Annotated in this window: 18 protein-coding genes; 10 read left to right on the top strand and 8 right to left on the bottom strand. The window is 60.1% G+C overall.

All coding sequences use genetic code 11. The annotated features are described in order from the left end of the window. Nucleotides 1-159 precede the first annotated feature (159 nt). Nucleotides 160-1,254, top strand: a complete 1,095-nt coding sequence (gene apbC, locus KGA82_RS10480) for an iron-sulfur cluster carrier protein ApbC (RefSeq protein ID WP_008036460.1) — start codon at nucleotides 160-162, stop codon at nucleotides 1,252-1,254. A gap of 119 nt (nucleotides 1,255-1,373) precedes the next feature. Here apbC and KGA82_RS10475 read toward each other — a convergent pair whose 3' ends face one another. Next, a complete protein-coding gene (locus tag KGA82_RS10475; protein ID WP_032832292.1) occupies nucleotides 1,374-2,132 on the bottom strand; it encodes an SDR family oxidoreductase in 759 nt (252 codons plus the stop codon). Nucleotides 2,133-2,296: 164 nt separating this feature from the next. Here KGA82_RS10475 and KGA82_RS10470 point away from each other — a divergent pair, with 164 nt between their 5' ends. From KGA82_RS10470 to groL, 4 genes are all read left to right on the top strand, one after another. Further along, complete coding sequence (locus KGA82_RS10470) at nucleotides 2,297-3,028, top strand: HugZ family protein (RefSeq protein WP_223450290.1); 732 nt, start codon at nucleotides 2,297-2,299, stop codon at nucleotides 3,026-3,028. A gap of 66 nt (nucleotides 3,029-3,094) precedes the next feature. Beyond that, a complete protein-coding gene (locus tag KGA82_RS10465) occupies nucleotides 3,095-3,571 on the top strand; it encodes an FxsA family protein (RefSeq protein ID WP_008032127.1) in 477 nt (158 codons plus the stop codon). A 247-nt stretch (nucleotides 3,572-3,818) separates the two neighbouring features. After that, nucleotides 3,819-4,112: a co-chaperone GroES gene (locus tag KGA82_RS10460; RefSeq protein WP_008032125.1), complete on the top strand. Its 294-nt coding sequence runs from the start codon at nucleotides 3,819-3,821 to the stop codon at nucleotides 4,110-4,112. A gap of 49 nt (nucleotides 4,113-4,161) precedes the next feature. Continuing rightward, entirely contained in the window at nucleotides 4,162-5,805 is a 1,644-nt protein-coding gene (groL, locus tag KGA82_RS10455) for a chaperonin GroEL (protein WP_008032122.1), read from the top strand. A 166-nt stretch (nucleotides 5,806-5,971) separates the two neighbouring features. Here groL and KGA82_RS10450 read toward each other — a convergent pair whose 3' ends face one another. Further along, complete coding sequence (locus tag KGA82_RS10450; protein WP_008032120.1) at nucleotides 5,972-6,715, bottom strand: phosphatase PAP2 family protein; 744 nt, start codon at nucleotides 6,713-6,715, stop codon at nucleotides 5,972-5,974. A gap of 219 nt (nucleotides 6,716-6,934) precedes the next feature. Between KGA82_RS10450 and colR the strand changes: the two genes are divergently transcribed. The 5 genes from colR (at nucleotide 6,935) to KGA82_RS10425 (ending at nucleotide 10,657) form a co-directional block, all read left to right on the top strand. Then, nucleotides 6,935-7,618 (top strand): two-component system response regulator ColR, encoded by a 684-nt coding sequence (colR, locus tag KGA82_RS10445; RefSeq protein WP_008032118.1) that lies wholly within the window; start codon nucleotides 6,935-6,937, stop codon nucleotides 7,616-7,618. Further along, entirely contained in the window at nucleotides 7,608-8,888 is a 1,281-nt protein-coding gene (locus KGA82_RS10440; protein ID WP_223450289.1) for a sensor histidine kinase, read from the top strand. The genes colR and KGA82_RS10440 overlap by 11 nt, the downstream gene beginning before the upstream one ends. A gap of 152 nt (nucleotides 8,889-9,040) precedes the next feature. Next, nucleotides 9,041-9,709: a class I SAM-dependent methyltransferase gene (locus KGA82_RS10435; protein ID WP_223450288.1), complete on the top strand. Its 669-nt coding sequence runs from the start codon at nucleotides 9,041-9,043 to the stop codon at nucleotides 9,707-9,709. Nucleotides 9,710-9,713: 4 nt separating this feature from the next. Next, nucleotides 9,714-10,427, top strand: coding sequence for a lipopolysaccharide kinase InaA family protein (locus KGA82_RS10430; protein WP_223450287.1), 714 nt, complete (start codon nucleotides 9,714-9,716; stop codon nucleotides 10,425-10,427). Nucleotides 10,428-10,429: 2 nt separating this feature from the next. Then, a complete protein-coding gene (locus KGA82_RS10425) occupies nucleotides 10,430-10,657 on the top strand; it encodes a hypothetical protein (protein ID WP_032828991.1) in 228 nt (75 codons plus the stop codon). A 161-nt stretch (nucleotides 10,658-10,818) separates the two neighbouring features. Here KGA82_RS10425 and KGA82_RS10420 read toward each other — a convergent pair whose 3' ends face one another. The 6 genes from KGA82_RS10420 to KGA82_RS10395 form a co-directional block, all read right to left on the bottom strand. Then, nucleotides 10,819-13,854, bottom strand: a complete 3,036-nt coding sequence (locus tag KGA82_RS10420; protein WP_223450286.1) for a multidrug efflux RND transporter permease subunit — start codon at nucleotides 13,852-13,854, stop codon at nucleotides 10,819-10,821. A 14-nt stretch (nucleotides 13,855-13,868) separates the two neighbouring features. Then, complete coding sequence (locus tag KGA82_RS10415) at nucleotides 13,869-15,017, bottom strand: efflux RND transporter periplasmic adaptor subunit (RefSeq protein WP_223437347.1); 1,149 nt, start codon at nucleotides 15,015-15,017, stop codon at nucleotides 13,869-13,871. 204 nt (nucleotides 15,018-15,221) lie between these two features. Continuing rightward, nucleotides 15,222-16,319, bottom strand: coding sequence for a DUF1513 domain-containing protein (locus KGA82_RS10410; RefSeq protein WP_008036485.1), 1,098 nt, complete (start codon nucleotides 16,317-16,319; stop codon nucleotides 15,222-15,224). Nucleotides 16,320-16,333: 14 nt separating this feature from the next. After that, the gene (locus KGA82_RS10405; RefSeq protein WP_223450285.1) at nucleotides 16,334-17,398 is read right to left on the bottom strand and encodes an imelysin family protein; all 1,065 of its coding nucleotides are present in this window, start codon (nucleotides 17,396-17,398) and stop codon (nucleotides 16,334-16,336) included. A 25-nt stretch (nucleotides 17,399-17,423) separates the two neighbouring features. Next, nucleotides 17,424-18,851 carry a di-heme oxidoredictase family protein gene (locus KGA82_RS10400; protein WP_223450284.1) on the bottom strand — a complete coding sequence of 476 codons (1,428 nt, stop codon included), beginning with the start codon at nucleotides 18,849-18,851 and terminating at the stop codon, nucleotides 17,424-17,426. Between the two features lie 294 nt (nucleotides 18,852-19,145). Beyond that, nucleotides 19,146-20,495, bottom strand: a complete 1,350-nt coding sequence (locus KGA82_RS10395) for an imelysin family protein (RefSeq protein ID WP_008032101.1) — start codon at nucleotides 20,493-20,495, stop codon at nucleotides 19,146-19,148. Nucleotides 20,496-20,667: the final 172 nt, after the last annotated feature.

The following is a 20,667-nucleotide window of genomic DNA, read 5'->3' as shown; positions in this document are numbered from 1 at the left end:
GATTGCGTCCTTGTAGGAGCCAGGCTTGCCGGCGAAGACTGACCTGAGGACACCATCGCTGGCAAACCGGGCTCCTACAGATCTTTTCGACATGCCGCCAAACGATCAGAACAGGTACGATACCCGCCTGATTTTCCAGTCTTGCTATCGGAGTTGCCCATGAGCGCCGTCAATCGCGCAGCGGTGGAAGCCGTCCTTCGCCAATACACCGACCCTTACCTGAACCAGGACCCGGTCAGCGCCGGGTGCGTGCGCAACATCGACATCCAGGGTGATCGCGTCAGCGTCCAGCTGGAGTTGGGTTACGCCGCCGGCCTGTTCAAAAGTGGCTGGGCGCAGATGCTGCAAATGGCCATCGAAGGCCTCGACGGCGTCACCAGCGCCCGCGTTGATATCACCAGTGTGATCGCCGCACACAAGGCTCAGGCACAGATCCCGGGCCTGGCCAACGTCAAGAACGTTGTGGCCGTGGCATCCGGCAAGGGCGGCGTGGGCAAGTCCACCACCGCCGCCAACCTCGCGTTGGCCCTGGCCCGCGAAGGCGCGAAGGTGGGGATTCTGGATGCGGACATTTACGGTCCGAGCCAGGGCATCATGTTCGGCATTCCCGAAGGCACCCGACCAAAGGTCAAGGATCAGAAGTGGTTCGTGCCGATTGAGTCCCATGGCGTCGAAGTGATGTCCATGGCGTTTTTGACCGACGACAATACGCCGATGGTCTGGCGCGGGCCGATGGTCTCTGGCGCACTGTTGCAACTGGTGACACAAACCGCCTGGGGCGATCTGGATTACCTGGTCATCGACATGCCACCTGGCACCGGCGACATCCAGCTGACCCTGGCGCAGAAAGTCCCGGTGGCCGGCGCTGTCATCGTCACCACCCCGCAAGACCTGGCGTTGCTGGACGCGCGCAAGGGCGTGGAGATGTTCCGCAAGGTCAACATCCCGGTGCTGGGCGTGGTGGAAAACATGGCGGTGCACATCTGCTCGAACTGCGGGCATGCCGAGCATCTGTTCGGTGAGGGCGGGGGCGTGAAGCTGGCCAATCAGTACGGCGTCGAACTGTTGGCGTCGTTGCCGCTGGCGATGGCCATTCGTGAACAGGCCGACGGCGGCAAGCCAACGGTCATTGCCGAGCCGGACAGCCCGATCGCGCTGGTGTATCAGGAACTCGCCCGCCACGTCGGCGCGCGGATCGTGTTGCAGGAAGCGGCGACCCCGGCGATGCCGAACATCACCATCAGCGACGATTAAACGCGATCCAATTGTGGGAGCGAGCCTGCTCGCGATGGCGGATTAACATTCAACGGATGCGTTGACTGGCACACCGTTATCGCGAGCAGGCTCGCTCCCACATTGGTTTGCGGTGTTGGTCAGATCCGCAACCCGCCATCCATTTCCAGAATCCGGCCGGTGTAGTAGTCGTTCTCGAAAATGTACGCCGCCGAATGGGCGATCTCTTCCGGCTTGCCCATGCGCTTGAGCGGAATCCCGGACGTCATTTTTTCCAGCGCTTCAGGCTTCATGCCCAGCGTCATCTCGGTCTCGATAAAGCCCGGTGCAATGCCCGCCACGCGGATGCCGTAACGCGCCAATTCCTTTGCCCACGTGACAGTCGCCGCCGCAACCCCGGCCTTGGCCGCCGAGTAGTTGGTCTGGCCGACGTTGCCGGCGCGGGAGATCGACGAGATGTTGATGATCGCGCCGCTATTCTTCAGCTCGACCATTTTCGCCGCGACTTCGCGGGTGCACAGGAACACGCCGGTCAGGTTGACGTCGATGACTGCTTGCCATTGGGCCAGGCTCATCTTGGTCATCTCGCCGTCCTTGACCTTCAACAGCAGCCCGTCACGCAGGATCCCTGCGTTGTTGATCAAGCCATGGATCGCGCCGAAATCTTCGGCCACCTGGGCGACCATGTGCGTCACTTGCTCTTCATTCGCGACATTGCACAGGTAGGCGCGGGCCTCGACGCCCTTGGCCTTGCACGCGGCAACGGCGTCATCGAGCTTTTCCTGGTTCAGGTCAACCAGCGCAAGCTTCGCGCCTTTGCCGGCTAAATACTCGGCCATCGAACGGCCTAAACCCTGGCAACCGCCAGTGATAATGATTACTTTGTCAGTGAGTTGCATTCGCGTGCCCCAGTTGCAGGTTGGAGTGGTCTTCCTTCTAGAGAGCCTCTCGATCTGCACCTGATATGGCCTGGTTGCACATGAGAACTGCCCCGATGGCGGACTGGAACTTTTAGCAGTCGCCTGTCCGTTTTTTCGACGGATTCTATATAAGGAGTCATAAATTGAGCGTTGAAGCGGCCAAGAATGCCCGAGAATTGCTTCTCAAGGAATACCGCGGAGTGCTGTCGACGCACTCCAAGGCGATGCCCGGTTTCCCGTTTGGCTCCGTGGTTCCTTACTGTCTGGACGAGCAGGGCCGGCCGCTGATCCTGATCAGCCGTATCGCCCAGCACACCCACAACCTGCAGAAAGACCCGAAGTGTTCGCTGTTCGTCGGTGAGCGCGGGGCCGAGGACGTGCAAGCGGTCGGCCGCCTGACGTACCTCGCCGAAGCAGAAAAACTCGAGGACGCGGCTGCGATTGAAGCGGCCGCCGAACGCTACTACCGTTACTTCCCGGATTCGCAGAATTACCACAGGGCCCACGATTTCGATTTCTGGGTGCTCAAACCCGTGCGTCACCGTTACATCGGTGGCTTCGGCGCGATTCATTGGGTTGATCAACTGACGTTGGCCAACCCGTTCGCCGGCAAGGCCGAACTGAGCATGGTCGAGCACATGAACGCCGATCACGCCAAAGCCATCGCCCACTACGTCGAACTGGCGGGACTGCCGAAAACCGAGCCGGCGCAACTGGCCGGGATCGACACTGAAGGCATGCACCTGCGCATTGGTCAGGCGCTGTACTGGCTACCGTTTCAAGCCCCGTGTAATACGCCGACACAAGTTCGGGAGGCCTTGGTTTTCCTGGCTCACGCCGAACATTGGCCGAAAAATGAAGTGGCCGGCGCTTGAATTCACGAAAGGGCGACGTCATCTAGGGAAGACTGGCAAGGCATTCTTGCGTTGAGGAACCATTTGATGCGCCCTTTTTTGTTGCTCTTTGTACTGTTTCCGGTGTTGGAGCTGTTCGTATTCGTCAAGGTCAGCGGAGCGATCGGGTTTTTCCCGGCGCTGCTGCTGGTCATTCTCGGCTCGATGCTCGGCGTGTTCGTGCTGCGCATCGCCGGCCTGGCAACTGCGCTGCGTGCGCGTGAAAGTCTGAACCGCGGCGAACTGCCAGCCCAGACCATGCTCGAAGGCCTGATGCTGGCCCTGGCCGGTGGTCTGTTGATTCTGCCGGGCTTCGTCACTGACGTGCTGGGCCTGATCATGCTGCTGCCGATCTCGCGTCGACTGCTGGCCAATAAAATGCGCCAGCGCGCCGAAGAGGCGGCGATCCGTCAGCGTGCGTTCGCCGATGATCTTCAGCCGCGTGGCGGTCCTGCCCCGCGCGAGCCGTTGGGCCGAGAGCCGAACGTGATCGAAGGCGAGTTCGAACACCGCGATTCCAAGTAAATCGTTTCACCTGCACGGCACCTTCGGGTGCCGTGTTCGTTTTCAGGGCATTGATGCAAAAAATTTCGATCCGCGCCCTTGTAATAAGCTTATGCGCCCTTATGTAACGGTCACCGCAAGGTTTCTGGCAATCACGCCAGACAGACTTCCGCGGTTCGCTTGACGAACCGCACCCGGCACCGCCGGATTTGTTAAACCCGCCGGGACTACACCGGCCGATGAAAACCACAATTAGGAGAGATCGACAATGAAGCTTCGTCCTCTGCATGACCGCGTCGTCATCCGTCGCAGCGAAGAAGAAAAGAAAACCGCTGGCGGTATCGTCCTGCCAGGTTCGGCTGCTGAAAAAGCCAACAGCGGCGAAGTGCTCGCTGTAGGTACCGGCCGCGTGCTGGACAACGGTGAAGTGCGTGCGCTGGCCGTGAAAGTGGGTGACAAGGTTGTGTTCGGCCCGTACTCCGGCAGCAACACCGTGAAAGTCGACGGCGAAGACCTGCTGGTAATGGCTGAGAACGAGATTCTCGCTGTTATCGAAGGCTGATTCCCCGCTCATTTTCCCGCTACTACAAAGTATTTAAGGAATATCGATCATGGCTGCTAAAGAAGTTAAATTCGGCGACTCCGCCCGCAAGAAAATGCTCGCCGGTGTAAACGTCCTGGCTGACGCAGTAAAAGCGACCCTGGGCCCTAAAGGCCGTAACGTGATCATCGAGAAGAGCTTCGGCGCTCCGACCATCACCAAGGACGGCGTGTCCGTTGCCAAAGAAATCGAGCTGAAAGATCGCTTCGAAAACATGGGCGCGCAGCTGGTCAAAGACGTTGCCTCCCGTGCCAACGATGACGCAGGCGACGGTACCACCACCGCTACCGTTCTGGCTCAATCGATCGTCAACGAAGGCCTGAAAGCCGTCGCTGCCGGCATGAACCCGATGGACCTCAAGCGCGGTATCGACAAAGCGACCATCGCTATCGTCAAAGAGCTGAAAGCCCTGTCCAAGCCATGCGCTGACACCAAGGCAATCGCTCAGGTCGGCACCATCTCGGCCAACTCCGACAACTCCATCGGCGACATCATTGCCGAAGCCATGGAAAAAGTCGGTAAAGAAGGCGTGATCACCGTTGAAGAAGGCTCGGGCCTGGAAAACGAACTGTCGGTTGTTGAAGGCATGCAGTTCGACCGTGGCTACCTGTCCCCGTACTTCGTCAACAAGCCAGAGACCATGACTGCCGAGCTGGACGGTCCGCTGATCCTGCTGGTCGACAAAAAGATCTCGAACATCCGCGAAATGCTGCCAGTACTGGAAGCCGTTGCCAAAGCCGGCCGTCCACTGCTGATCGTGGCCGAAGACGTTGAAGGCGAAGCCCTGGCGACTCTGGTTGTGAACAACATGCGTGGCATCGTCAAAGTCGCAGCCGTCAAGGCTCCAGGCTTCGGCGACCGTCGCAAGGCCATGCTGCAGGACATCGCTGTTCTGACTGGCGGTACCGTTATCTCCGAAGAGATCGGTCTGAGCCTGGAAAGCACTACCCTGGAACACCTGGGTAATGCCAAGCGCGTGATCCTGTCCAAAGAAAACACCACCGTGATCGACGGTGCCGGCGTTGAGGCTGACATCCAGGCTCGCGTTCTGCAGATCCGTCAGCAAGTGGCCGACACTTCGTCCGACTACGACCGTGAAAAACTGCAAGAGCGTCTGGCCAAGCTGTCCGGCGGCGTTGCAGTGATCAAGGTTGGCGCCGGTTCCGAAGTTGAAATGAAAGAGAAGAAAGCCCGCGTTGAAGACGCCCTGCACGCTACCCGTGCAGCCGTTGAAGAAGGCGTGGTACCTGGCGGCGGCGTGGCACTGGTTCGCGCTCTGCAGGCTATCTCCGAGCTGAAAGGCGACAACGATGACCAGAACGTTGGCATCCAGTTGCTGCGTCGCGCTGTTGAAGCTCCACTGCGCCAGATCGTTGCCAACTCCGGCGACGAGCCAAGCGTAGTTGTGGACAAGGTCAAGCAGGGTTCGGGTAACTACGGTTACAACGCTGCCACCGGCGAATACGGCGACATGATCGAAATGGGTATCCTGGACCCGGCCAAAGTGACTCGTTCGGCTCTGCAAGCGGCTTCGTCGATTGCCAGCCTGATGATCACCACCGAAGCCATGATCGCCGAGATCAAGGAAGACGCACCAGCTGGCGGCGGCATGCCAGACATGGGCGGTATGGGCGGCATGGGCGGCATGATGTAAGCCAGCCTTACCCCGTACGAAAAAACCCCGCCTGCGAAAGCAGGCGGGGTTTTTTATTGCGTGCCGGAAAGTTGTGTTGCTTTTGAGGGCCCCTTCGCGGGCAAGCCTCGCTCCTACGGTGTGTGATTAACCTGTAGGAGCGAGGCTTGCCCGCGAAGGCGTCAGATCAGACGCTGACAGGTTCTGCCTTGGTTACTCGATCAGCCTTCAACGCAGGTCGATAAAGGATGTAGTAATACGACCCCAGACAAATCAGCCAGCAGAAAATCGCTGTCCACACGTTGTGCGAGAAAAAATGCGCGCCCTGCAGCATCCGGCCGATAGAAAACACCGTGCCCAGCGCAAACGCGAACACCAGCGCCTTGCGCGCCAGACGCGGACGTCGGTCGCGCAGCACGAAAAACAGCGCAAACAACGTGAAACCGGTGGCGGCATGACCACCCGGCCAGCAACGGCCGGGTTTTTCGGTAGGTGGGCGCGGGCTGAGCAGTTCACTGTAGGTTTCATGACCGCCGAATTGCTCCAGGCTCCATGGGCATTGAACCGCGGTCACCGCTTTGACGGGCGTGACAAAAGAGGTCGCCAGGCCCAGGGACAGCACCAGGCAGCCCAGTTCCCGTTTGAACGGTTTGAGCCGGTCGATGAAAAAGGCGCCGATGAAGCCGAAGATGGCCAACACTGAAAACGCGATGACCACTTGTTTGGCGCGGTCATGCAGGATGTTTTCGAGGAAGTAACTGTGCCGTCCGATGAAATCCCCCGCAGCCGGGTCGTAGAACATCCTCGCCAGGTCCATGTCCACGGACGTCAGTTCGAGCAGCACCAGAATGATCGCCGCAACGGCGGGCACACCCAGGCACACCCAGAAGTTCAGAGGGCGAGAGGCGGGGCGGGCAGTGGTCGAAACCATGGCAGTTCCTTGGTCGGTTAAATGTTCTTGAGAGCGCAGCCGCGCGGAGTTTGGGCCTGTTTCTGTCGCTGCCGTGTGAACCGATAGTGAAAAAATCGTCAACGTCACACCGGGTTTATCAATGGGTTTGGCCACTGCACACAGTTCTGGCTCTGCGCCACGCCAGGCCTTAAGCTGCGCGGGCCAAGACGGCCGTTACTGTGTACGGAGGAGGTGCCCATGCGAATTCTATTGGTTGAAGACAACCGCGATATCCTGGCCAATCTGGCCGATTACCTGGGGCTCAAAGGCTACACCGTGGATTGCGCGCAGGACGGTTTGTCTGGCCTGCACCTGGCAGCCACCGAGCACTACGACTTGATCGTGCTCGACATCATGTTGCCCGGCATCGACGGCTATACCCTGTGCAAACGCCTGCGCGAAGACGCTCGCCGTGACACCCCGGTGATCATGCTGACCGCTCGCGATCAATTGGACGATCGGCTGCAAGGCTTCAAGTCCGGGGCGGATGATTACCTGATCAAACCTTTCGCCCTGTCTGAACTGGCCGCGCGGATCGAAGCGGTGATGCGCCGGGCGCAGGGCGGCGGTCGTCGTACCCTGCAAGTCGGCGATCTGAGCTACGACCTCGATACCCTGGAAGTCACCCGCGAAGGGCGCTTGCTGAAACTCAACCCGGTCGGCCTGAAACTGTTGGCCGTGCTGATGCAGAAAAGCCCGCACGTCTTGCGCCGGGAAATTCTCGAAGAGGCCCTGTGGGGCGATGACTGCCCGGACAGCGACAGCCTGCGCAGCCACGTCCACCAATTGCGTCAGGTGATCGACAAGCCGTTCGCCAAGCCGTTGCTGCAAACCGTACACGGTGTGGGTTATCGCTTGGCCGAGGGCCGTGATGGAGTTTAAACAGAGCCTTGCTCAACGGATCATCATCGCCTTTGCGCTGATGAGCGCATTGGTGGCAGGCGCCTTCGCCATGGGCATTGTGGCAACCGTGCACCTGGTGGAAGAAAAACTGATTTCGGCAGGTCTGGGTGGCGATCTGCAACGCCTGTTGTTGATGGACAGTGTCTCGGACTGGAGCCATCGCCCCGAACCAGACCAGCTGTTCTATTTCAGCGGCGGGCCGGGCGATTTCGAGTTGCCCAAGGATTTGCGTCATCTGGAGCCGGGTTTTCACGAGGTGTTCCGGGAGCAGCTGTCGTATCACGCGATGGTCGAAGTCGTCGATGGCCGGCATTATGTGCTGCTGCAAGACCAGAGTGATTTCGAAGAGCGTGAGCGGGTGCTGTTCGCGGTGGTGCTGGTGGGCTTCGTCCTGAGCCTGGCGTTGGCGGTGTTCCTCGGCTGGGTCCTCGCGCGCAAAGTGATGGCGCCGGTGGTGCGCCTCGCCCGGCAGGTGCGTCACCGCGATCAGCTCCTGGGGCTGGCGCCCCCGTTGGCACCGGACTACGCCGCTGATGAAGTGGGCGAGCTGGCGGTCGCCTTCGACGCCACCCTCGGGCGCTTGCGGCAGGCATTGACCCGGGAGCGATTGTTCACCAGTGACGTCAGCCACGAATTGCGCACGCCGTTGATGGTGCTGGCCAGTTCCTGTGAGCTGTTGCTGGAAAACCCCGGCATCGACCAGCGGGGGCGGGCTCAGGTTGAACGAATCGCCCGCGCCTGCGAAGAGATGCGTGAGCTGGTGCAAACCTTCCTGATGCTGGCCCGCGCCCAACATGAAGACGCCAGCATGGCGCCGCAGCAGTCCTTGAGCCAGGTCGCCGGCGGGCTGCTCAGTTTGTGGCGAGAACCGATCGAGGCAAAAGGGCTGTCGCTGATATTTGAACCGGGCAATCCGGCCAGCACTTGCTACAACGCAACCCTGTTGCACGCAGTCATGGGTAACCTGTTGCGTAACGCGCTGCATTACACCGAACGGGGCTTCATCCGTTTGACGCTGACGACCGCCGGTTTCACGGTCGAGGACAGTGGTGTAGGCATTCCCGAGGAGAAACGCGAGGCGATGTTCGAGCCGTTCGTGCGTGGCAACGAGAAACGTGGTGAAGGCCTGGGGTTGGGCCTGTCGCTGGTGCAGCGGATCTGTGAGAACCAGGGGTGGAATGTCAGCCTGACGAACATGGAGCCCAATGGCTGTCGTTTTCAGGTGACGTTGAGTCAGCGCGATAGTTGATTTTGTTGGTGGCCCTCGGCCACTGCCGTCAACCTGTAAAACCTCGAAATAAATCGGGGTTTTACACCACGATTTTTTCACGAAGGCATGACCTGGCGCTGACACACCATTCCTTAGGGTAGTGGTCATCAGAAACGCAGGAGCCCTTCGTGATGGCTGGCCCGATCAAACTTGATTTTTCCGAAAAATACGACGATCAACACGCTCAGAAATACCTGCGCAAACATCAGGACGGACTCGGTCGCCGACTGTCCCATTGGCGTGACGAGCAACTGGCGCGCAAGGCTTTGACACTGGCTGGTGAACCTGGCCTGGTTCTCGATTTACCCTGCGGTGCCGGGCGCTTCTGGCCACTACTGGCGGAAAAAGCCAATCGGGTGATTATCGGTGCGGACAACTCCGAGTCCATGCTGAAGATCGCTTTGAAGGCGCAACCGGCCGATGTGGTGAAACGGGTACAACCCTTGCACACATCTGCGTTCGACATTGCCTTGCCTGATAACGCCGTCGACAGCATTTTTTGTATGCGCTTGCTGCACCACATCGGTGAAGCCGAGCATCGACTGGCCATTCTGCGTGAGTTCGAACGCGTCACGCGTGACAGCGTGATTATTTCGTTGTGGGTAGACGGCAACTTCAAAGCCTGGAAACGCAGGCGGCTTGAAAAAACACGTGGGCATCTCGGTTACCAAAACCGATTTGTGTTACCGGCGGCTACGGTCGAAAAGGAGTTCGAGCAGGCTGGTTTTCGAATCCAGGAACAACTGGACTTTTTACCGCTCTATGCCATGTGGCGGGTTTATGTATTACGCAAGAGGTAACTCAATGGCAGTGCAGTGTGCAGCAGAAACGGACGTCGCTTCCCAAGACCGCTTTGACTATTTCTGGAATCAGCGCGGTGAATGGGTTGAAGAACCCAACGTCCGTCGCGGCGGCGAAAGCGGTGTGCAGCGTATCAAGAGCAGCAAGGGACAACTGCTCTACGTCAAACGTCAGACCGGACATACCTATCGGAGTTGGCTGCATCCTTTCGGTCGGCCGACGGTGTTGCGTGAGCGAGATGCGCTCATGGGCATGCGCCTGATCGACGTGCGCGTTCCGGAAATCGTTTTCTGCGGTGCGCAGCATGACCCGGTTCACAAGTGGCGCGCATTGCTGGTGACCAAGGCACTGGACGGTTTCGAAGAAATCGAACACTGGTATGCAGGCGGTGGTCGCGAGCGTCATGGCGAGGCGGTGCATGATCGGGTCCTGAAGGATCTGGCCGAGAATCTGGCCCGCATGCACAAGGGCCGCTGGCAGCACGGCTGCCTCTATATGAAGCACGTATTCGTACGCGTCACTGGTGAGGGCGAGGCCGCCAACGTCGAGATTGCCATGCTCGATCTGGAGAAGAGCCGGAAGCGTTTGACCGCCCGTCGCGCCGCTACCCATGACATGCGGCAACTGCGCCGCCACTCGTCGTTCAGCGACACGGACTGGAAAAATCTCGTCTACCTTTATGAGATGGCGTTTGGCAGCGCTATCAAAGGTTTATAGCAATGAAACTCGAAATTGCTAGAGGTTTGTTCTTGATAGGAGCCTTGGCAGTTGCTTCACTGGCGGTGGCGGCTTGGGAGCAGCCCCGCACGCAGGTCCTCGGTTCAGTGAACGGGGACGCGCGTTGTCCGATGCCGCGGGTTGCGAAGGCGACCGTTGCAACCCAACCCGATCATGATTTATTGCTGTTCATGTTCGGACTTTCTCAAGGACTGAGGCCGCAGAGTTGACCAGATTGAAGCCCAAATAAAAGGCCTCGCAAATGCGAGGCCTTTTTCATTTTCGTGTCAATTCACGCACCCCCTGTAGGAGCCGGCTTGCTGGCGATGGTGGGTCAGCCACGGTGATGTCGACTGACACACCATCGCCAGCAAGCCGGCTCCTACAGAAGTTATGCGTGTGCAGGTTTATCGGGTTTAGCCAGCAACGTGTACACGCACGGCAGCACAAACAGCGTAAACAGCGTCCCGATCGACATCCCCGTGGCGATCACTGTGCCGATGTCGAACCGGCTGACAGCGCCCGCGCCCGTGGCGATGATCAACGGCACCATGCCAAATACCATCGCCGCGGTGGTCATCAGCACCGGACGCAGACGAATGGCCGCTGCTTCCTCAACCGCTTCGCGCGGCGTCAGGCCCTTGTCCTTGCGCAACTGGTTGGCGAACTCGACGATCAGAATCCCGTGCTTGCTGATCAATCCGATCAACGTCACCAGCCCGACCTGGGTGTAGATGTTCATGCTCGACCAGCCGAGGAACAGCGGAATCAGAGCGCCACAGATCGACAGCGGCACGGTCACCAGAATCACCAGCGGGTCGCGGAAGCTTTCGAACTGCGCCGCCAGCACCAGGAAAATGATCGCCAATGCCAAGGCAAAAGTGACCCACAACGCACTGCCTTCCTGCACGTACTGCCGCGATGCACCGGCATAGTCGACGGCAAAACCTGCGGGTGCCTCTTCCCGGGCAATCTGACGCACCGCGTCGAGGGCTTCACCCATGCTCACCAGCGGGACCCCGGACAGGATCGCCGAGTTGAGCTGCTGGAACTGATTCAGTTGCCGTGGGCGTGCCCGGTCGGTCACGGTAATCAGGGTCGACAGGGCCAGCAGTTCGCCCTTGGTGTTCTTCACGTAATAGTTGTTCAGCCAGTCGGGGTTGTCCCGGAAAGGCCGTTCGACCTGCGCGATGACTTTGTAGCTGCGACCTTCAATGGTGAACCGGTTGATCTCCGCCTCGCCCAGCAACGTCGCCAGCGTGCCGCCCAGATCCTGCATGGACACGCCCATTTGCGCGGCCTTCGCCCGATCGATATCGACCACGACTTCGGGTTTGTCAAAGGCCAGGTCAACGTCGACGAAGGCAAACTTGCCGGACTCCATCGCGCGTTTTTTCACCCGGTCCATCACTTGCAGCAACGACTCGTAATTGTTGGCGGTATTGACGACGAATTGAAACGGCAGCCCTTCGCCGGTTCCCGGCAGGGAAGGCAGGTTGAAGCCGAAAATCTGCAAGCCTGGAATGCTTTCCAGTTTGCTCTGGACCGCAGGCAGGATCTGCATTTGCGTGCGCTCACGCTCGTTCCACGGTTTGAGCAGGAAACCGCCAATCCCCGATTGCACGCCGTTGAAGCCGTTGATCTGGAACGAGGAGTAGTACTCGGGAAATGCCTTGAAGATGCTGACGAACTCGTCGGTGTAGGTGTTCAGGTAATCAAGGTTGGTCGGTTGCGGGGCGCTGGCCAGCATGAAAATGACGCCCTGGTCCTCGTCCGGTGCCAGTTCCGATTTGGTGAAGTTGAGCAGCACCGGAATCAGGCACAGCACGATCACCGCGAACACCAGCACCACCGGCCGCGTGTTGAGCGTGCCGTGCAGCATGCGCTGGTAGCGGCGCTTGAGGCCTTCGAAAATCAGGTCCAGCCGGTGAGCGAGGCCGCTGGGGTTTTCGTCGTGGCGCAGCAGAAAGGCGCACATCATCGGCGACAACGTCAGGGCGACGATGCCGGAGATCACCACCGCACCGGCCAGCGTCAGGGCGAACTCCTTGAACAGCGCCCCGGTGAGGCCGGTCAGGAAGCCGATCGGGGCGTAGACCGCCGCCAGGGTGATGGTCATCGAGACCACCGGCATGGCGATTTCCCGGGCGCCCTCAATGGCGGCGTCCAGCGGCGTCTTGCCTTCTTCGATGTGACGGTGGATGTTTTCCACCACCACGATGGCGTCGTCCACCACCAGGCCAATGGCCAATACCATCGCCAGCAGGGTCAGCAGGTTGATCGAGTAGCCCATCATCTGCATGAAGAACATCACGCCGATCATCGACAACGGAATGGTCACCACCGGGATCACCACCGAACGCAGCGCCCCGAGGAACAGAAATACCACGACGATCACGATCAGCACCGCTTCGAACAGGGTTTTCACCACTTCGTCGATCGAGGCCTGGATGAACAGCGTGGCGTCGTAGGCAATTTCACCCTTGAGGTTCGGCGGCAGCTGGGCTTCCAGGTCCGGCATGATCTTGCGCACTTCCTTGATCACGTCCAGCGGGTTGGCGCCGGGCGTTGCCTTGATGCCGATGTACACCGAGGGCGTGCCACCGAAGGAGCTGATGGTGTCGTAGTTTTCCGCGCCCATCTCGACCCGCGCGACATCGCTGAGCAGCACCCGGCTGTCACCGTCGACCTTGAGCGGAATCGCGGCGAAGGCTTCGGCGGATTTGAGCTCGGTGTTGGCGTTGATGCTGGTGACCACGTACTCGCCTTTCACTTCGCCGGCGGCGGAGAGGAAGTTGTACTTGCGCACGGCATCGGTCACATCGCTGGCGCTGAGGCCGAAACCCGCCAGTTTCACCGGGTCCAGCCACAGGCGCATGGCGAATACCTGGTTGCCGAGAATCTCGGCTTCGGCCATGCCTGGCAGGGTCGCCAGTTTTGGCTGAATCACTCGCGACAGGTAATCGGTAATCTGCGGGTTACTCATTTCCTTGCTGAAGAAGCTGATGTACATCAGCGCCGACGCATCGGCGGCTTCCTTGCTCAGTACCGGGTCTTCAGCGTCCTGAGGCAACTGGTTTTTCACCTCGTTGGCCTTGGCCAGCAGCTCGGTGAACAAGCGGTCGCTGTTGGAACCGATGCGCGCGTAGATCGAGATCACCGAGAAGTTCTGGCGACTGACCGAGGTCATGTAGTCGATGCCCTCGGCGCTTGCCAGGCTCTGTTGCATCGGTTGGGTGATGTAGCCCTGAATGGTTTCGGCGTTCGCCCCGGGGTACGCGGTGGTCACCGTGATCAGGGCGTTTTCCATTTGCGGATATTGGCGCAGCGGCAGCTTGCTCCAGGCCTGAAAGCCCAGCAGCACAATCAACAGGCTGACCACGGTGGCGAGCACCGGGCGGCGGATGAACGGGTCGGTAAAAGCCATTGGGGGTTCCTTGATCAGTCAGCGCGTGGCTGACTGTTCTTCTCGGCCAGGGTCTTGTCGTCGCTGATGGCAATGTGCGCACCGTTGTCCAGTTTGATCTGGCCGGCGGTGACCACTTTTTCGCCGTTCTTCACGCCTTTGGTAATCATCACCTGGCCATCGCGTCGCTCGCCGGTTTCGATGAAACGGCGTTCGGCGATCAGGATCGGTTGGCCCTTGTCGTCTTTTTCGACGCTGCCGTCTTCGGTTTTTTTCTGCGTTGCCACGTACAACGAATTGCCGTACAGCGTGTACGTGATCGCGCTTTCCGGCACGACGATGCGCGGCTGCGGGTCGGGCAGCATCACCTGCAGGCTGGCGAACATGCCCGGTAACAGTTTGCCGTCGGGGTTGGCCAGGGTCGCGCGGACCTGCATGTTGCGCGTGCTGTTCTCGATTTTCGGATTGATCGCGCTGATGGTGCCGGGGAAGGTCTGCGCCGGGTAGGCCGCGACGATGATTTCAACCGGCTGGCCGATGGCGATCTTCGGCACCGACTGTTCGGGCACGAAAAAGTCGACGTAGAGACTGCTGAGGTCTTGCAGGGTGGCAATCATGGTGCCGCTGGCAAGATAGTCGCCAACGTCCACCTGCCGAATGCCGATGGTCCCGCTGAAGGGGGCAACGATGCTTTTTTTGCCGAGCGCAGCCTTGAGTTGATTGACCGTGGCTTTGCTTTTTTTCAGCACCGCCGAAAGTCGGTCGAACTCACCTTTGGAAATGGCCTGGCTGCCCACCAGTTGGCTACCGCGACCGTAATCGAGCTGGGCCAGCCCGAGGTCGGCCTGGGCGGTTTCCAGCAAGGCACTTTCCACGGCGCTGTCGAGGCGCAGGAGTGGTTGACCTACCTTGACCTTCTGCCCTGACTCGAACTGCAAATCGATGACGGTGCCGTCGGTCTCCAGGCTCAGGTCCACGCCTTGCAGCGCCTTGAGCGTGCCGACGGTAGGCAGGCGTTCCTGCCACGGTTGCTCGGTAGCAGTAGCCACGGCGACGCTGATCGGCGGTTTCGGCACAGCGAAGCCTTGAATCATCGTGTAGATGGAGAAGGCTTTGTAACCGGCCAGAACCAGCACGATCAGCAAAACAACACCCAACATGATCAGCATGCGGCGACGCAGCATATTTCCACTTCCTTGGAGAAAATCAGGTGAGACAGTCGGGCACATTACTCCGAGTGTGCCGGGTATTCCAACTGCCACTTTTCACAGGCCACCGCAAAACCTGTAGGAGCAGAGCTTGCTCGCGAAAGCGGCGGCACATGCAAAATGGATGTGCCTGACACACCGCCTTCGCGAGCAAGCTCAGCTCCTACAAGAGCGGGGCAGTCAGATGAGGTGCAGGTGGTTATCCCAGAGCCCCGCAGGCAGTTCGAGAGGTTTTGCAACAAGGTTTGTCTGGCGGCAATCGTAGTACCGGCATCGGCCTTGACCCGAGGTCACGACAAAACCGTCGGCCACTGCACCCACCCCGGCGCAATCGGGAAGCGGCGCATCCAGGCGCACTTCACCGCTGTCCATGTCCCAGATGAAAAAGCGATTGCCCCGCGGCGCCGTCAACGCGATCAGGCGCAAATCACTGTGCACCGCGACGCTGGCGGTGTAATGCCCCATGGCCTGCAACTGATGCTCGGGCACCGGGAACGCCACGAACGGTTGCCCCGGACGCTTGATCGCCAACAGCTCCGACGACTCATGGGACGGCCCCATGAATTGCTGACCGGCGACGATGGTGCCATCGCTGGCGATCCCCAGGTGCCGCACGCTGTTCATCTGTTGCGCGAGGGTTTCCTTGCTCAGCAATGTACCGTCGCGCTGCATCAGCACCAGGCTTGGTTCCATGGCGTTGAGGTTCATCTCGACGCGGCTTTCAGCCTCGGTGCGAATGCCGCCGTTGGCCACCACCAGGGTTTCGCCATCGGGCATCCACGACACCTGATGCGGGCCGATGCCATGGGTCGAAATCTCGCCGCTGTGCACCAGACGCTCACCTTCGAACTTGTACACGCCGAGCAAGCCGCGACCGGGATCGGACGTGTCGTTCTCGGTGGCGTACAGCCAGTCGCCGCTCTGGTGAATCACCGCGTGACCGTAGAAGTGCCGGTTCGGTTGCGAGGCCACGGTTTGCAGCAGCGTGCCGTCGCGCAGGTCGATCAGGTAACTTTCGGTGCCCGGACGCCGGGCGACGAACAGCGCGATCGGCAGCGTCGGGTGGTTGATGATGTCGTGGCAACGCTGGCCGACCTGGGTGGCGAACACCCGCGTACCGTCCAGCCGATAACCGACGGCGTAGTGCTTGCCGTCGCCATCGTCCCGCGCCGAAAGCAGCAGCGGGCTCTTGTCCTTTTGCTTGAACAGCGTCCAGCCGCCCAGTGTCACTGCTCCCAGCAGCAAACTACCTAACGTCAGAGCCTGTCGTCGCAGCATGGCACTTGCCCTCATCAGTCACCGTCGTTGGCGTTGAAGCCCAGTTGGATGCCCAGCGCCTTGGCCAGTTCGCCTTCGTGCAGGCGGTGGACGACATTGAGGCTGTCGTAGATGTCGTTGAGCTGCTGGCGACCGGCGTCGTCGTTGAGCATTTCAGTCAGCGAACGCTGGTTGCTGGCGAACAGTTTCAGGGACGCGGCGTAAGCGGCGTCGATCTTGTCGGCCAAGGGTTTCTGCTCGCTAGGCAGCAAGCCACGCAGGCCTTTGTTGTCGACGCCTTCCCACACGGTTTTGGCGGCGGCGAGGCTCGCTTCCATACTCGTCAGGGACGACTGGCTGCGCCACTGGTCAGCCTGGAATGGTTGCGGCACACCCTTGGTCTGGCGGCCCATCGGCGTGCCGAGTTTTTTCTTCAGGCTGTCGAGAGCGGTGACCTGTACACGCAGCAGATCGGCAATCGCTTCGTGGGAGTCGGCGTAGCGCTGGTTCGGGAATTTGCTCAACTGCGCGAGCATGCCGTCGGTGTTGTTCCAGGTTTGCAGAATCTCTTCGGCCAGCTGTTTCTGACGCTCGCCAATGGCTTTCAGCAGAGGGCAATACTTGGCTTTTTGCGCCTCGTTGGCCACGTCAGGTTTGCTGTCGAACAGGATGTATTCGTAGGCCGAGAGGCCTTGCACCACAACGCTGGATTTGGCCAGGGCGGAGGCATCGATCTGCGGTTGCGCGGTCACCAGTTGCTCGACCTGACGGCCCACCAGGTTTTTCTTGTCCGGCCAGAATTGCACCTGCCAGGCGCGATTGCCTTCGGCCAGCGGCCCGATCAGCAACGGTTGCAGCTCGGCCCAGGCTTTCTGCGCATGCAGGAAATCGGCACGGGCGGTGTCGAGGTTTTCCTTGCCTTCGCAATAGGCCAGCGCACTGACGGCCAACTGGCGATCGGCTTCAACCCAGCGCGTGTAGGTCGGCAGGATCACCGACTTGGCGATGGCCGCCGATGTGACAGCCTGCGGATCCTGCGGTGAGCAGGCGCCGAGGGCGAGTGCGGCAAGGCTGGTGAACAACAACTTGGGACGGAACATTTAGGGCTCCCGCTAAGGAATACGTTTAAAGGGAATTCAAAAACGCCAGCAACGCCGCGCGCTGCTCGGCATTGAAAGACAAAACCTGTTGCTGGGCCGCTTTTGCTTCGCCGCCATGCCAGAGCACGGCTTCGAGCAGATTGCGGGCGCGGCCGTCATGCAAGAACTGGGTGTGGCCACTGACTGCCTGCGTCAGGCCGATGCCCCACAACGGCGGCGTGCGCCAGTCGCGGCCACTGGCCTGGAATTCACTGCGGTTGTCGGCCAGGCCGTCGCCCATGTCGTGCAGCAGCAGATCGCTGTAAGGGCGAATCACTTGATTGGCCAGTTCAGGTTCTGCCGCGTTGGCGGCGGTGGTGTATTTGGGTGTGTGGCAGGACTGGCAACCGGCCTGGAAAAACAGGGTCTTGCCGGCCAGCACTTGCGGTGTGCCGACATCGCGGCGAGCCGGTACGGCAAGGTTACGGCTGTAGAACAGCACCAGACGCAGAATGTTATCGCTGACTTCCGGTTCGCCGTCCGGGCCGTTGCCGTTCGGCGCCTGTTTGCAGGCGGTTTGCGCCTCGGTGCAGTCATCAAAGGGTCTCAGGCTGGTCGTGAGGCCCATATCACCAGAAAACGCGTGAACATTCTGTTGATTGAGGTTCGGCTGCCCGGCCTTCCAGCCGAATCGGCCGAGGACGGTTTTCTGCAGGGCGTCATCCCAGACCTGGTTCGGTCGGCCATTGATGCCGTTTTTCTCTTTGGCCTGCGCGGCGGCATTGGCGAGGATCGCTTCTTCCGGGATCGCCTCGAGCAGCCCGAGGCCAATCATCGGCGGGGCGACGCGCGCGGAGAAACGCGTGTCCGGGTGCATCGGGCCGTAGCCGAGTTGGGTGATCTGCAATGTCGGCTTGCGCAACTCGACTTCGGTGCCGTCCTTGAAACGCACCGGCACCGGCGTGTAATCAACCCGAACCTTGCCTTCCGGAGCCACGCCGGGCACCGACATGTCCTGGAACTGGCCGCCGTAGACCGGCTCCGGCACGACACCATGCTGCTCGATGATTTTGGCGTAGGTCGGTGAATCGGGTATCGACAGGCGCACCAGCATCGAAACGGCATTCAATGCATCAGGTGCAGGCGGGTGACCGCGACCGTCCTTGATATGGCAGCCCTGGCAAGCGTTGGTGTTGAACAGTGGGCCGAGGCCGTCGCGGGCCGTGGTGGTCGACGGGGCGATCACCCAGGGGTTGCGGAAGAAGCTGTTGCCGACGCTGAAGTCCACGCGCCGTGACGGCGGCAGGTTGGCGGAGGGCAGGGAAAAGGCGTTCTGATCGGTCTTGCGCACGGTCGCGCTGCCACCGGACCTGGCTTCACCGGGTTCGGCCTGGGTAAAACGCGGGGCGTCATCGCAGGCACTCAGGCCCAGGGCCAGAAACAGTGCGGACAAGCGAAGAGGCAGCGAGGGCATCAGACATCCTGCAAGACGAGCAAAACAAGGGCGCAAAGTCTAACAGGGCAGGGGAGATTGAATAAGAGGAATTATCGTTTGGTTGATGTGGCGCAGGTTTGGTGGGCGTCCATTGGTTGGATGCGATCGTTGTAGGAGCGAGGCTTGCCCGCGAAAGCGGTTTGTCAGTCGACGATGATGTCGTGTGTGATGCCGTCTTCGCGGGCAAGCCTCGCTCCTACAATGATCTGTGTTGGGCTGGCATGAAAAAGGCGACCCGAAGGTCGCCTCTTTGAATCACTCAGCCAGCGTTGATCAGAATTCGTGATCAGCGTTGTCCGGGTTCAGGTCGCTGATGCCCAGCTTGCCAGCGGCGGCTTCGATCGAACCGGTCTGCTTGACCAGCGAAGCGATGGCGTCACGAACGATCTGGTTGCCAGCGGTGTTGCCGGCAGCGATCAACTGGTCGTAGTGCTCACCCTTGTTGGCGTGATCGACAATGACCTGCATCTTGGCTTCGGTCGCAGCCAGGTCGGCTTTCAGCGCGGTGTCGGCCGCCGGGTCCGCCTTGGCCACCAGAGAGGACAGGCTGGCGCCGGTCATTTTGGTGCCGTCGACACGGGTGTATTCGCCCAGGTACACGTTACGAATGCCTTTGGCATCGTAGAACTGCGAGTTGTGGGTGTTGTCGCTGAAGCAGTCGTGTTCGTCTTCAGGGGAGTTGGCTTCCAGGGAAACCTTCATGCGCTCGCCCGCCAGTTCGCCCAGGGACAGGCTGCCCATGCCGAACAGCATTTTGCGCAGGCCGGAATCCACAGGTTCCGCTTCCAGGGTGGCGCGGTAGTTGTCGGCCACGTTTGGCTTCCAGTTACCGACCATTTCTTCCAGGTCGCTGACCAGCAGTTGGGTCACGGACTTCAGGTAAGCGCGACGACGATCGTTGTGACCGCCGGTGGCGCCTTTGCCTTCCAGGTAGTCGGAGGCTGGACGGTTGCCGGCGCCAGGGCCGGTGCCGTTCAGGTCCTGGCCCCACAGCAGGAATTCGATGGCGTGGTAGCCGGTGGCGACGTTGGCCTCGGAACCACCCAGCTCGTTCAGGCTGGCGAGTTTTTCCGGGGTGATGTCTTTGACGTCGATCTTGTCTTCGCCGACCTGAACTTGAGTGTTGGCGATGATGTTGGCGGTCGCGCCCGGGTTACCCAGTGCGTGCTCGTAGGATTTGTCGACGTAGTCGATCAGGCCTTCGTCCAGTGGCCAGGCGTTCACCTGACCTTCCCAGTCGTCGATGATGGTGTTGCCGAAGCGGAACACTTCGCTCTGCAGGTAAGGAACGCGAGCGGCGATCCAGGCTGCCTTGGCGGCTTTCAGGGTGTCGGCGTTCGGCTTCGCGAGGAAGGCGTCGACGGCGGTTTGCAGGGTTTTCGCGGTGGATTCGGCATCGCTGTAAACGGCGAAGACGATGTCGGCGTAATGCGCGACAACGGCTTTGGCAGCGGCTTCGTCGACTTTGCCGGCAGCAGCTGGCGCAGGCGCAGCGGCCGGGGCCGTGGTAGTGGCGGCTGGCGTAGGCGCTGGGGCGGCAGCTTTGTCTTTGCCTTCGCCACAACCGGCGAGGGAAATAGCGATGGCCAACAGACTGGCGGTAGCCAGAGGCATACGAATCATGGCGAACATCCTGCTTCGAGAGGGGGTGGAATGGCGCAGCTAGCGCGCAAAGCTGCGACATAATGCAAATCTTTCGCATTATGTGTAAAGAGTTGTTCTTGGAAATATTTCTTATTCAGATAGCGGATGTTGCACTTTGCAGGAGCGAGCCTGCTCGCGATGAACGTGAACG

The sequence above is a fragment of the Pseudomonas sp. BF-RE-22 genome, assembly GCF_019956155.1.
GTDB classification, from domain to species: Bacteria; Pseudomonadota; Gammaproteobacteria; order Pseudomonadales; family Pseudomonadaceae; genus Aquipseudomonas; species Aquipseudomonas migulae.
The sequence above is the reverse complement of the archived record's forward strand: the minus strand, read 5'-3'. Positions and strand labels throughout refer to the sequence as shown.